This is a genomic window from Motilimonas thetidivivens (genome assembly GCF_046452435.1).
Taxonomy (GTDB): domain Bacteria; phylum Pseudomonadota; class Gammaproteobacteria; order Enterobacterales; family CBDFNC01; genus Motilimonas.
This window is the reverse complement of sequence record NZ_JBKFDK010000004.1, coordinates 108,256-121,495: the sequence shown is the minus strand read 5'-3', so window position 1 is coordinate 121,495 and position 13,240 is coordinate 108,256. Positions and strand designations below refer to the sequence as shown.

The 13,240-nt window shown below is 43.3% G+C and carries 12 protein-coding genes and 1 tRNA gene; 4 read left to right on the top strand and 9 right to left on the bottom strand.

What is annotated here, in order from left to right:
* Positions 1-51: 51 nt before the first annotated feature.
* Positions 52-1,158 carry an LPS export ABC transporter permease LptF gene (gene lptF, locus ACK8OT_RS04800; protein WP_410195375.1) on the top strand — a complete coding sequence of 369 codons (1,107 nt, stop codon included), beginning with the start codon at positions 52-54 and terminating at the stop codon, positions 1,156-1,158.
* 2 nt (positions 1,159-1,160) lie between these two features.
* The gene (gene lptG, locus ACK8OT_RS04795; RefSeq protein ID WP_410195374.1) at positions 1,161-2,225 is read left to right on the top strand and encodes an LPS export ABC transporter permease LptG; all 1,065 of its coding nucleotides are present in this window, start codon (positions 1,161-1,163) and stop codon (positions 2,223-2,225) included.
* Between the two features lie 57 nt (positions 2,226-2,282).
* On the opposite strand, the gene ACK8OT_RS04790 is transcribed toward lptG, so the two are convergent.
* On the bottom strand, positions 2,283-2,834 hold the full coding sequence (locus ACK8OT_RS04790) for an RDD family protein (protein WP_410195373.1): 552 nt from the start codon (positions 2,832-2,834) through the stop codon (positions 2,283-2,285).
* Positions 2,835-3,043: 209 nt separating this feature from the next.
* Between ACK8OT_RS04790 and ACK8OT_RS04785 the strand changes: the two genes are divergently transcribed.
* A tRNA-Leu gene (locus tag ACK8OT_RS04785) sits at positions 3,044-3,128 on the top strand.
* Between the two features lie 46 nt (positions 3,129-3,174).
* On the opposite strand, the gene ACK8OT_RS04780 is transcribed toward ACK8OT_RS04785, so the two are convergent.
* The 6 genes from ACK8OT_RS04780 to rsmC form a co-directional block, all read right to left on the bottom strand.
* Positions 3,175-3,501: an antibiotic biosynthesis monooxygenase family protein gene (locus ACK8OT_RS04780; RefSeq protein ID WP_410195372.1), complete on the bottom strand. Its 327-nt coding sequence runs from the start codon at positions 3,499-3,501 to the stop codon at positions 3,175-3,177.
* Between the two features lie 285 nt (positions 3,502-3,786).
* A complete protein-coding gene (locus ACK8OT_RS04775; protein ID WP_410195371.1) occupies positions 3,787-4,080 on the bottom strand; it encodes a late competence development ComFB family protein in 294 nt (97 codons plus the stop codon).
* Between the two features lie 94 nt (positions 4,081-4,174).
* Entirely contained in the window at positions 4,175-5,644 is a 1,470-nt protein-coding gene (glgA, locus tag ACK8OT_RS04770) for a glycogen synthase GlgA (protein WP_410195370.1), read from the bottom strand.
* 79 nt (positions 5,645-5,723) lie between these two features.
* Positions 5,724-6,944 carry a glucose-1-phosphate adenylyltransferase gene (glgC, locus tag ACK8OT_RS04765; protein ID WP_410195369.1) on the bottom strand — a complete coding sequence of 407 codons (1,221 nt, stop codon included), beginning with the start codon at positions 6,942-6,944 and terminating at the stop codon, positions 5,724-5,726.
* A gap of 153 nt (positions 6,945-7,097) precedes the next feature.
* Positions 7,098-8,324: a glucose-1-phosphate adenylyltransferase gene (gene glgC / locus ACK8OT_RS04760; RefSeq protein ID WP_410195368.1), complete on the bottom strand. Its 1,227-nt coding sequence runs from the start codon at positions 8,322-8,324 to the stop codon at positions 7,098-7,100.
* A 383-nt stretch (positions 8,325-8,707) separates the two neighbouring features.
* Positions 8,708-9,760 (bottom strand): 16S rRNA (guanine(1207)-N(2))-methyltransferase RsmC, encoded by a 1,053-nt coding sequence (rsmC, locus tag ACK8OT_RS04755; RefSeq protein ID WP_410195367.1) that lies wholly within the window; start codon positions 9,758-9,760, stop codon positions 8,708-8,710.
* Positions 9,761-10,142: 382 nt separating this feature from the next.
* Between rsmC and ACK8OT_RS04750 the strand changes: the two genes are divergently transcribed.
* Positions 10,143-11,843 carry a sensor domain-containing diguanylate cyclase gene (locus ACK8OT_RS04750; protein WP_410195366.1) on the top strand — a complete coding sequence of 567 codons (1,701 nt, stop codon included), beginning with the start codon at positions 10,143-10,145 and terminating at the stop codon, positions 11,841-11,843.
* Positions 11,844-11,889: 46 nt separating this feature from the next.
* Here the strand turns inward: ACK8OT_RS04750 and ACK8OT_RS04745 are convergent, their stop codons facing one another.
* Complete coding sequence (locus ACK8OT_RS04745; protein WP_410195365.1) at positions 11,890-12,198, bottom strand: STAS domain-containing protein; 309 nt, start codon at positions 12,196-12,198, stop codon at positions 11,890-11,892.
* A 105-nt stretch (positions 12,199-12,303) separates the two neighbouring features.
* Positions 12,304-13,236 (bottom strand): Gfo/Idh/MocA family protein, encoded by a 933-nt coding sequence (locus ACK8OT_RS04740; RefSeq protein ID WP_410195364.1) that lies wholly within the window; start codon positions 13,234-13,236, stop codon positions 12,304-12,306.
* Positions 13,237-13,240: the final 4 nt, after the last annotated feature.

Below are 13,240 nucleotides of genomic sequence, written 5' to 3'. Positions count from 1 at the left end.
ATATATGGGCTTATTTGGGGCAAAAGTGCCGATGATTCTTAGGAAACTGCTGTGATTCTGTTTCGTTATCTGTTGCGAGAAACCGTTAAGACCCAATTTGCGGTGTTGTTTATTTTGTTGCTGATTTTTATCAGCCAAAAATTTGTGCGCGTGTTGGCTGATGCGGTCAATGGCAATATTCCGGCGGATCTGGTGATGACTATTTTATGGTTAAATCTCCCGTCTTTGGGCTCTTTAATGATCCCGATTAGCTTATTTATTGCTGTGTTGCTGGCCCATGGTCGGTTATATGCAGAAAGTGAAATGGTGGTGATGACAGCGTGTGGTTATAGTCCGCGCAATGTATTGAAATCCACTATGATTTTGGCCTTTTTGACGGCTGCAGCCGCGGCATCTATTACCTTTTACCTTGCGCCTAGTGCAAATGAAAAAGAACGAGAAGTGATTGAATCGGCTCAAGCCGATGCGGGTCTTGCAACTCTAGTTGAAGGGCGTTTTCACTCGGTGCCCGGAGATGCGGGTGTGGTGTATGTGGAAAATTACGAAAAAGGGTTTCAACTAAACAAAATCTTTGCTGCCCATTGGCCTAAAGAAGAAGGGACTCGTCCTTCTGTGATATCGGCTAAATCGGGTAAGGTCACAGAGCAAGATGGCGCTGAAATATTAACCCTGTATGACGGCCAGCGCGTTGAGGGGATGTCCGGCTCTAAAGATTATCAGGTTACCTATTTCGACAGCTTTTCGATGGTGTTAGAAAGCCGTGAAGCAAAAGATGGTCGACGTAAGGTGGATACAATTCCAACCATAGAATTATTAGACTCTAATGAACTAGCCTATCAAGTCGAATTGCAATGGCGCATTGCTTTACCCGTTTCGATTTTAATTTTAACCTTTATTGTCGTGCCGATGGCGGCGGTAAACCCTCGCCAAGGGCGTTATGCTAAGTTATTGCCCGCTTTACTCATTTACTTATCTTATTTCTTGCTCCTTAGTGCTTGTCGCAGTGGTATCGAAGAAGGCTCTTTGCCTCTGATGAGTATGTGGTTGGTGCAAATTACGTTCTTGCTGGTGGGGATTTATCTAAACCTTCATGAGCGGATAAATTTTGTACGCTTATTTAAACGTAATGCTGCGGCTAGTGGTCAAAAAGGGAGTTAATCATGGGAATTCTTGATCGTTATATTGGCCGCACTATCATAGCTGCAACCTTACTTTGTTTACTGACGCTAGTGGGTTTGAGTGCCATCATTAAGTTCGTTGAGCAGTTAGGCAAAGTCGGGCAAGGGGATTACGATGTGATGACGGCGGCACTTTATGTGCTGTTGAAAATGCCTAAAGAAATTGAGCTGTTTTTCCCTATGGCAGCTTTAATTGGCTCGCTGATTGGGCTTGGTTCACTTGCGAGCAGCAGTGAGTTGGTGGTGATGCAAGCGGCGGGTATTTCTAAGCTACGAATTGCCTTTGCGGTATTGAAAACCGCCATTCCAATTATGGTATTGGTGATGGTGATGGGCGAGTTTGTTTCACCTATCTCGGAGCAGGCTGCAAAAGAGCTAAGGAGAGGGGCTACCTATGGGGGGGATGTTATCAGCTCTCAATATGGTGTTTGGGCAAAGGACGGGGAGAACTTTGTCAGCATAGGTGAAGTGCGTAATAAGACTCAGCTTTATGATGTTAGCGTGTTCGTTTTTAATGATGAGTTGGAACTCACTCATTCTTTACATGCTGCTCAGGCAGAATACAAAAATCAAGCATGGCAGGCATATGACATTACCAAAATGGTTTTCACCCACAAGCAGGTTAGCGCGGAGCATATTGCTCAACAAGAGTGGGTTTCGGGGTTAACACCTGACAAGTTAAGTGTGGTGACCATAAAACCAGAAGATATGTCGATGCGTAATTTGTGGGATTACATTGATTACCTGCAGGCCAATAAACAAGATGCGGCGCGCTATCAGCTAGCCTTTTGGCGTGCAGTGATGGTGCCATTTACGGTGCTGGTAACCATGTTGTTGGCTATTTCATTTATCTTTGGTCCACTGCGTACCGTCACCATGGGCGCAAGATTGATGATGGGGATAGTGGTTGGCTTTACTTTTTATGTGTCCAACGAAATGTTTGGGCCGGTAAGTTTGGTGTTTAATCTGCCGCCTTTAGTGGGAGCGATAACACCTAGCTTATGCTTTGTGGTGCTATCAGCATTGCTGTTGAAACGACAAAGCTAATACCGCACATTATTGACTCAGTAACAGGGCAACAGCCCTGTTACTAATGACTAAGCGTTAGTACCACTTGATGCCTTTAATGGTCACGCGATTGTTGAGCTCTTTAGTTAACACCACCATTTCGCAGTCGGCCCAATGGTCTTGAAAGCTGCGATGTTTGGGTTTGTTAAACGGCACGAATAAGTTACCTAAACCACAACAAGCGGTGGCAAGGCGGATCACGGCTTGAGTTTTGTTAATGGCCGTGCCATCTTCATTTTGAATCCTTAGTCGCCAAGCGCGCATGCCAATGGTTTGACCACCTCGCGTCCAAAAAAACACATAAAAACCAACAAAAATAAACCAGATCCAGAGTTGATAGACCAGGTTTTTACTTAGGTAATCGGCCATATCGACATAACCTTGGGTTGAGATAAATCCCATGGCTTCTATTACCATGGCAACGCCTGCACCTAAGCCTGCTGTAAACATCAATACCGCAGCGACTACCAAGCTATCATAGACGAGCGCGCCTAAGCGTCTAGCTAGGCCTGCTGAGGGTAAATTTACAAAAGGGTTTACTTGGGGAGCAGCACTCGCCGCTGCGTTACGTTTTTTGTTTTTCTTCATGGTTGTTTTGATCAGGCAAATAAAGATAGGTTGGGATTGTACCAAAGATGGGGTTTTTAGTAGTGCAATGACGCATAAAAATATGAAATTGATGAATTAGTGAGCACTTGATTTAGATCTAGCGGAGATCTGTATAAAAGCGCTTGCCAAGGTGTATGCCTTGAGTATAATCGGCAACAGTTCTACAGCGACAGCTGTAATAAAATTTAGCCCGAGTGGTGAAATTGGTAGACACGCCTGATTCAAAATCAGGTTTCTTCGGAAGTGGCGGTTCAAGTCCGCCCTCGGGCACCAATTTTAAAAAGCCCCAACCTAGGTTGGGGCTTTTTTTATGCCTGCTTTATGGATATGGCTGAGTTAACATTTCATCACTGACGAGGTGGTCTAATACCGGCGTCATGGCGATGGGGGTATGTGTTCTTAAAATGGCTGAGAGCATTTTTTTTCGCGCTTCTTGATGAGAGTCATCCATATTAAACGCACTTTCCCAGCAGGCTTTGCTAGTCCACTGGCTGTATGAATACCAAGTATTGTCATTGCTTTGGTGCAGGATAGAGCCCAGAGCACCGTATTTTTCTATATTACGATGCACTATTTCACTCCAACCTTCCTTGAATTCTTTAACCCGCTCCGGTCGTAATTGCCATTGGTATAAGACAACAAACATAACCACCTCCAAATTTTACTTGCTAATGGTAATCATTATCATTAAAGTGTATTTCAACTTGTTTTATTTAAGCATAGACGAAACTAAGTGTTTGTCTTTATGGTTTTTTATCTTAGTTTTTTAGAGGTGGGCGATGAATTTGGTAATGGCTATATGTATCTTGATTGCGCCAGTGATGCTGTTAGTTCCTGCCATGCGTCCATTTATAATGATATCGCCAATGTTTACGCTGTTTGCATTGGCGATATTGTTGTCATTTGAGGGGATGGTATAGCCTAAGAAAGGTTATTCGGCTTGCTCATCTCGGGTAAATTTTATCCGCTTTTCATCAAATAAAAACTCGATGGACTCATCAACGGCCTTTTCTACCTTTTGTTTCAACGCTACTTTATCTTCATCTTTCATATAGTTATACATGTCAACATCATAGCGAATGTAATGAACCGGTAGCTTGTTGAGCACAATACATGCCAGATCTTCTAAAAACTCATTATCAAAGCGACGATAAAGATCTAATTGCGCAAAGCGTTCACTGACAAATTTTTCGGTAAAATTATGTACATCAATGCCCAGTGCCATAGTGTCTCCTAGAAGAGATAAGTAGTTAATTCAGTATATACCTAAATTTGTCTTGAAGGGCTAAAGCAAGCTTAGCCCTTTGCCATCATGTGAGCTATAAAGCATAACGCTCTAATGCCTTGGCATAGAGACGTTCGTACTGGATGACGGACTCCGACCAGTAAAAGTGAGATAGCATGGCTTGCTTTTGCAAACGCGCGATCTCATCTGGCTGCTCTAGGTATAATAATAATACTCGACGCAGTAAGTTGGTAAGGTCAACCGGCTCTGGCTCATAGAACATAAAGCCATTACCATTTTCGTGGTCTTGATCATAGTCATTCACGGTATCTTTGAGGCCGCCAACGCCACGTACAATTGGCAAGGTGCCATAAGCTAGGCTATACAGCTGATTTAGACCGCAAGGTTCAAACAGTGACGGCATCAGGAAGAAGTCTGCTCCGGCCTCAACCATATGTGATAAATAATCACTATAGGTATTCATGAATCTAAATTTGTCGCCGTGATGCTGCTCTAGTGATTTTAGGTGGCCTGTAATGGCGGGATCGCCGGTACCGACAATAACTAATTGAACATCGTGCAACAATAATGCTTCAAGTGCTGGCAATAAAATATTGAAGCCTTTTTGTTCTGTAAGACGACAGACCATGCCAAACAGGGCTTTATTTTCAGTGGGTAGGCCTACGTCTTGTTGTAGCTTGGCTTTACAGACTGCTTTACCACTTAAGTCATTGGCAGAATAATTTTGTGGTAGGTGAGGATCCGTTTCTGGATTCCAGTCATTGTAATCACAGCCATTAATAATACCTTCAAAGTCGCGAATACGATCAACAAAACAATGAGACATGCCGTGAGAGCCCAGTGGGGTAAGTAACTCTGAGGCGTAATTGGGGCTGACCGCATTGATTTTATCTGCAAATAAAACCCCTGCTTTCAAATAGTTGATATAGCTATAATTCTCAAGAACACGATGATCCATACAGCTGTTGATCTCAGGAATTAGTTTCAGCTGAGATTTATCAAAGATGCCCTGGTAGGCAGCATTGTGACAGGTCAACACGGTTTTGGTATGGACAAAACGACCGTGATCGTGAAAGCGGGTTTTTAATAAAAATGGCACCAGTGCCGTATGCCAATCATTACAGTGGATAATATCCGGAGTAAAATCAATTGCTTCACAACTTTGAATGATGGCTAACGAAAAGAATGCGAAACGCTCGCCGTTATCATTGTAGGCGTGATCATCTTCACCGTATAAACCTGCTCGGTCAAAATAATGGGCACTGTCTATGCCATAAACAGTCACATTGCCTTGCTTCAATCGTTTGATGGTATAAGGAATTTCAGGCAAGCCACTTTGCGGGCGTATGGTTTGGTTACAGACAAACTCAGCTTGCTCAGCACCTTTAACAGTGCGATACAGTGGCATCATGACGCGAACATCATGGCCCCTTTCATGAAGTGCTAAAGGCAGCGCTTTGGCAACATCCGCTAAGCCTCCTGTTTTGGCGAAGCCCTCAACCTCAGAGGCAACAAACAGAATTTTTAGTTTATTATTGGTCAAAATGGGTTCCTTGTGGATACGACTTTTGTTTTTATTGTAATTGAAAAAGCGGCTCGTGAGCCGCTTTAATTATGACATTTTAGAAGCCAACCTTGGCGCCTTTTGGGATCACGACTATGCCGTCTTCGGATACGGTAAAGCGGCGACGATCTAACTCTAAATCCTCACCAATCACGGTACCAGGGGCAATTTCAACGCCCTTATCTATGATGGTGTTACGAATAGTACAGTTTTCACCGACTTTGGTATTTCCTAGCATGATGGTGCCAGAAATTTGCGAGCCCGCACGAATGTGACAACGAAAACCTAATACACTTTTTTGGATCCTTGAGCCTAAAACATAGCAGCCATCGGAAACCAAAGATTGACTGATCTCTGATTCATGAACATCGGAATCAGTGAAGGTGGCCGGTGGCAGCGGCGGGTAGTAGGTATGCAGCGGCCATTTGCGGTTATAAAGTGAGAAGGGAGGCTCTTCTTCCAATAAGTCCATATGAGCTTGCCAATAGGCGTTGATGGTACCCACGTCACGCCAGTACGAACCTTCTTGTTCACCCGCAATTTTGTTGTCATTAAAGTTGTAAACAAACACCTTGCCTCTTGGGTACATCTTGGGAATGATGTCTTTACCAAAGTCGTGGCTAGAGTTTTCGTCTTCGGCATCAATTTTTAACTCGTTGACTAAGGTTTTTGCCTCAAACACATAGTTACCCATTGATGCTAAAACGTGGTCGGGGTCGCCAGGGATCGTTTTCGGATTTGACTTTGGCTTTTCTTGGAAGCCGATCATGCGACCCTCTTCATCTATTTCAATAATGCCAAAATGATGAGCTTCGCTGACGGGGACTTGGATCGCAGCAACTGTCAACTCAGCATCATTTTTTTGATGAAAGTTGACCATTTGTCGAATGTCCATTTTGTAGATATGGTCACTGCCAAAAATACAAACGTGATCAGGCTCGTCTAACTCGATAAAGCGAGAGTTTTGGTAAATGGCGTCTGCAGTGCCATCGTACCAGCGTTTGCCCATGCGCATTTGTGCAGGAATGGCGTCAATAAATCGACCTGAAATACCGGTCACACGCCATGCTTTACGCAAGTGAATATAGAGAGATTGAGATTTAAATTGCGTCAACACGTAAATACGCATGAAGTCAGAGTTGACGAAATTATTTAATGCGAAGTCAATCAATCGATAGCTGCCACCAAAGGGAACCGAGGGCTTTGAGCGAGATTGGGTCAAGGGGTAAAGACGAGTTCCTTCACCTCCTGCCAGCACCATGGATAGAATTCGTGCCATTAATACATCCTTTATGTTAATTCATTTCAATAAGGGGAGTTACCCCAACTTGGCCCTGTAAGTGTTTCTTCAAGCAGCTTTTATTATTTTGTTTGCTGCATTTTATTCATTTGCTACGTTGCCTTAGTATAATCTGAGGCGATGCTTTGATGTTTAATCAAAGCCAATCTTTGAGTTTTTCGCAATGACAACAATGCCATTATCGGAAACTTGAAAACGCGCTCTATCCTGCTCGATATCTTCACCTATGATAGTGCCAGGTGCGATCTCAACTTCTTTATCAATGATGGCTCGGTTAATGCGGCATCCTTCACCAATTTTCACGCTACCCAAAATCACCGAGTTGGTAATTTTTGAACCACTGCGAACATGAGTATGAAAACCTAATACACTGCTTTCAATAACTGAACCTAAGATAAAACAACCCGCAGAGAGCAAGGAACGGCTCACCTTGGTTTTGAAGCCACCACAATCTTTAAAGGTGGCAGGTGGTAAAGGAGGGTGGAATGTATGCAGCGGCCATTTTCGGTTATAAAGTGAGAAAGGCGCTTCATCTTGAAGTAAGTCCATGTGCGCTTCCCAATAAGCATCTAAGGTACCCACATCTCGCCAGTAAACGCCATCGGGCTCGCCAGGGATCTTGTTGTCATTAAAGTTGTAAACAAACACTTTACCTTGCGGGAACAGGTGCGGAATGATGTCTTTACCAAAGTCGTGGTCAGAGTCCTCTAGTTCGGCATCGCGTCTTAGTTCACGTAATAGGGTATTGGTTTCGAAAATGTAGTTCCCCATCGATGCCAAGACATGTTGGTCATCTCCTGGAATTGTTTTTGCATCTTCAACACTTGGCTTTTCTTGAAAGCCAATCATCCGGCCTTCTTCATCTACTTCAATGATACCAAAATGATACGCTTGGTCTTTGCTAACCTTGATCGCAGCAACCGTTAAATCAGCTCCTTTTTTCTTGTGGTAGTCTGCCATCTGACGAATATCCATTTTGTAGATATGGTCACTGCCAAAAATACACACATGCTCAGGTTCGTTGATTTCAATAAACTTTTCATTTTGATAAATCGCATCTGCGGTGCCGTCGTACCAGCGCTTGCCAACACGTTGCTGGGCTGGTACAGGATCAATGAAGCGCTCGGTGATCCCCGAAAGGTGCCAAGCCTGATTGAGGTGAATGTTGAGGGATTGCGACTTAAATTGAGTCAGCACGTAAATTTTTAGAATGTCTGCGTTAGCGAAATTGTTTAACGCAAAATCCAGTAGTCGATAGCTTCCCCCGAAAGGAACTGCTGGCTTGGAACGGTTTTCAGTCAAGGGGTGTAAGCGACGGCCTTCACCACCGGCAAGGATCATCGCAAGGATACCAGCCATATTTTCTCCATTATCATGTTTACTTAGCTACCATACGGTAGTGTGTGTAAGTCTATTTAAGTGAAATAACATGACACTTAAATGAATTCTGACATTTTTATTACTTGAGTCTAGTTTTATCTTTTTTTGCTGATATTGTGAATACTTAATGTAAATAAATGGCAAATGATGAGAGCTAGCCACGGTAAAGACGACAAATACACTCAGATAAATCACTAATATTAGTATAGATTTTTCACACTGATATTTTTTTCTCAAAATTATTGCTGGTTGTTTTGCTGCTTTGGTGGGGATTGAGAGAGGGATCACCTTGTAATCAGAACACTGGAATAATGAGTTACAAGGCGATGACTATGATGATGAATTAATTGATATGACAATATTTAGTCTGGGTAGTTACTGAGCAGCTTAAATTTGGTGGTGGCAAACAGGGTTTCGCAATGACTAAAGGTTTGTTCGAATATTGGCTCGTAGCGTAAAAATTTGTTAGCAACGATGATTAAACGTCCACGGATTTTCAGGTACTGGCGAGCTTGATTAATAATTTGCTCCGCCGCACCATAATGGGTGTTTAGACCTGCATGAAACGGTGGGTTTGATACGAGTGTGTTATACCTTTGGCTGACATCACTATAAACGTCACTCGCAAAGACGTTGGCCGTTACACCATTAGCCGCTAAGGTTCGTCGGGTTGACTCTAATGCAAGGGCGTTAATATCTGTCATATCCAAGCTGAGATCAGGGTTACGTTTTAATAAATAACTGCCGATGACGCCAGCCCCACACCCTATGTCTAGGGCGTTGCCTTTTAATGGGGCGATATGCTCTAACAAAACCTGAGTACCTAGGTCTAGTTCCTTGGCGCTAAACACCCCAGGTAGACTGATGATTTCAAGTTGCTCGCCTTTTATCTCAATCGAGTAATGGCTTAGCCAATCTTCGAGGTTAAAGTCTGGGCTCGCTTGGTTTTTTTCGAGCGCTAATAAACTGCAGCGGCGGGCGCTATCCAGTTTGGTAGTCTGGCTTGCATAGGGAGCCAGTTGTTTATCAATGGACTTTATGCCTCCGCGATTCTCACCTACTAGATATAACATGCCATTGAGCTTGAGGTGTGGCATTAAGTTAGCAAGTAAGTATTCCACTTCGGCTTTGGCTTTTGGCACATAGAGGATGATGACATCAAAGTGCGCCGCATTAATGTCGTCAGCTTGATAACTGGCGCTAAATTGGCAATCGATACGATCACTGTGCTTTAACGCACAATAGGTTGGATAAAGGCTAGTAAACACTCTTACTGATTCGCATTTATCTGCGAGTTCAATAGGGTAGGTGTCTTCAATCGCGCCGGCAACAAGTACCCTTTTAGCGGTAAAAAGATGTAAGTTACGTGCCAATACTTGGCTGGCTGGAGTTGGGCTAGAGCTAATGCTGGTCATAATGGGCACTTCTAAAAAAATATCCGTAAGTATATCTGATAGCTTTGCGACAAGCAGCACTGAAATCAGCAAGACAGCCCCATGTTCTAAACATGCGGTAAGTCAAATTATTGTCTCTTAAAGCTATGTTGGGCTCATAATCTTAGCGATTTAAGCGACAGCTAACGGTTTTTTTCGATTTTATGGCTTATATTCAATCGGTAGCTTCAGATTAATTGTGCATGCTGCCAGACAAGTATCAGCTTAGCTTGAGTTTTAGTGTGTTTTATCTTTCATATCAACGTATTGCTATGGGTTAAAGCCCTTTGACAAGTAGTTAAAACGGAACCAGCTGACTATGTCCTCGAATAAAGTGGTTTAGCTAAAAACTCGCTTGGAATATATGAATACTGAAAACGGATTTTACAGTTTACTATCAAAACAGGTTGCCAATGCCGGTGACATGGCTGAAGTCTATCAGCAAACACTGCAAGAGCTTGAGCTTCATACCAAGGCAAGACTCAGTGCGGTGGTTTTAGCTCATCAAGGATTTCAAGTTTTGGCCATGAAGCATTCAGGCCAAGCGGTGCAATTTTTTGCAGGCGAATCGGCATTAAGCAAACATCATGACTTGCCTGCCACTTTCATCAAATCCGCGGCTTACTCTAAATCTCTTGATTACCAAATCAACTTCCAAGCAGAAGATGATATATGGCAAACCCAGTATCTTGATATTCATGAAAGCTTACAGGTGGCGGTGCCTATTTTTCATGAGCAAACCGTGATCGCGGTTTTATTCCTTGAAACCACTATGGATATTGATGTTCAAGCTATCGACGAACAAAACATTATTAAAATGTATGCTCAATCCATTGGGATCGAATTTGAAAAGCGATTTTTATCCGAGCAGGCCCAATTAGCATTAGCTGAAAGTGCCGATAACGCGAGAGCATTACATGATAAGATGCTTCAGTCAGAACACTTTCTTTCGCTATTGACCGAGTTGCATCGAGTCACGATTGAACTCTCGCGTAGCAAAACCCTTAATGACTTGTTTTACAGCTCGGTTAGTTTAGCGCTGCGTTACTTGCAGATAGATCGCATGGCTATTTTCTTGATTGATCAGGAAAGTAATCGCATGTTTGGTACTTTTGGCACCAATGAAGATGGTGAGGTCGTGGATGAAAGCTACTATAGCAGTGTGATTCCTGATCACCCTGTAGTGCAAGAAACCCTGCGCCGTAAAGACTACGTGATTGTGATTGAAGATACCGCGCTGCAACATAATAAAAAAGAAGTCGGACGCGGTTGGAATGCAATGGTGGCGCTTTGGGATGGCGAGCAAGCTTTAGGCTGGATAGCGGTAGATAATCTGATCAACCACAGGCCATTAGAGTTACACCACAAAGAAGTATTGAAGCTCTATGCGGCAAACTTATCTCAATTAATTTTCCGTAAGCGTCAAGATGAGCAGCTACTTGAGTTTAACAAACAACTAGAGCAGCGGGTGTTAGAGCGCACCGCAGAGCTAGCCTCGGCGAATCATGCCCTAGAAAATGCCAATCGGGCGTTAGAATCAGCCAATGCGCAGTTAGAGCGCTTATCCATGATGGATGGATTGACGGGCGTTAGCAATCGCCGCTTTTTTGATTCCTCTTTGGCTTCCGAATGGGATCGCGCACTAAGGCACAGTAAAAGCTTGTCTTTACTGATGATAGATGTCGATAAGTTTAAAGAATTTAATGATTGTTATGGCCACATTGAAGGCGATAAAGCGCTGCAACAAGTGGCTCAAAGCTTGGTTAAACATGCACGTCGTTCTGGAGAAATGGTGGCGCGTTACGGCGGTGAAGAGTTTGCGATTTTATTGCCTAGTGTTTCGGAACAAGAGTTGGCACAAGTGGTCAAAAACGTTATTGAAGGGGTGAGGGAGCTAACCATCACACATAGTGCCAGTGATATAGGGGATAATGTGACTATCAGTGTTGGAGTTGCGACGATTTTCCCTGATCCGACTTTGTCTCCTGATGCCCTCATCGAAATGGCTGATAAAGCTTTATATCAGGCCAAATTAAGTGGCAGAGACAGAGCCGTTTTTGCTTAGCCCATTGTAGTTTGCTGTAGTTGATTGCAGTTAGCTGAATTATTCACTAACACTCAATATCGATGAGCTTATCTATATGCGCAATTTTTAGAATTTTCAGTACGGTTTCTGAAGGGTGTGTGATCTTAACTCGTCCCTGATCTGACTTTTCAGTATGCTCCTTGAGCAATAGCATCATGCCTAAAGCTGAGCTGTCCATATACTGGGCTTCACTGAGATTAAGGTTGTAAGTTAAGTCTGGGCTTTGCTCTTGATAGCAAGCACGAAATTCACGATGCAGTGAATAATCAAAACGACCGTGAATGATTATTTCTAACTCAGAGTTATTGTTAATTAAACGTTTGCTAATTGACATAAATCCATCCATTCGTGCCCAAGGTTGCTCGCTAGCGTTAAGTTAGGCAATGATAACGAAATATAAAATTTTTTATAATTCTATTGAAATATAGCAGCGAATTACCTAATTGCTTGTCTTTGCTTGGATATAATTCACTATGTATTCACAAATATGGTGGCTGGTTAACAGCCTGTCCAGATCGACAGAAGGCTGTTTGCCTGTTTTAACCAGCGTTAACCAATCCGCTAGTAAGCTTTCAAAGCCTCGTTTATAGAGAGTGCTTTGCCAATCTGAAAATCCTATCGCAGTCGTTGTGCCTAAGGCGCTATGTTGGCCTTGACGTAAATCATCAATCTGCCAATGTTGATTTTCCGCAAAGGCTTCTATGCGCTCAAATGTGGCACCTGCAAGGCGATTCATACTGCCTTCTAATAGAGTGTGTGCGGTATTGATCCGTAAGTAGATAGCGGCGAGTTGCTGCTGCTTCATTTGAAATTGAATATCCAGCTGTTCAACCTCTATAGCTGGGAAATCAGCATAGTAGAGCAGGCTATCTAATACATGAATAAAGTCATCATAGATAAAGCTGCGAATATCTCCGGGCAGATCATGGCGATTTTTTTGCCAGCGCAGATGGCGTAACGGCACTTGCTTGATTGGCGCGAGTAGCGGTGCAAATCGACGATTAAAGCCAGTGTAGAGAATAACCTGATGTTTATGCGCTAAGTTGACAAGCTCGGCGACCATTTGCAAGTTGTCGCTAATGGGTTTATCGACCAGGGTGGCGATACCTGCTTTGATACTGGCTTGAGCAAGTTCAAAATGACTCACAGTGGCACTGTGGATCATGATGGCATCAGGCTTACTTTCTATTAGTTTGTCATAATTATCATAGGTTTCGCTAACGCGATATTGTGCTGCCAGTTTCTCCAGCACTTGGGGATTGCGGGTACACAGGATCGGAGTGATCTCGCTATGTTGGCAAACAATTGGCAGCCAAGCTTTTTGTGCGATATCGCCAAGTCCGACTAAGGCAATTTTTAGTGGCTGCATCATACGG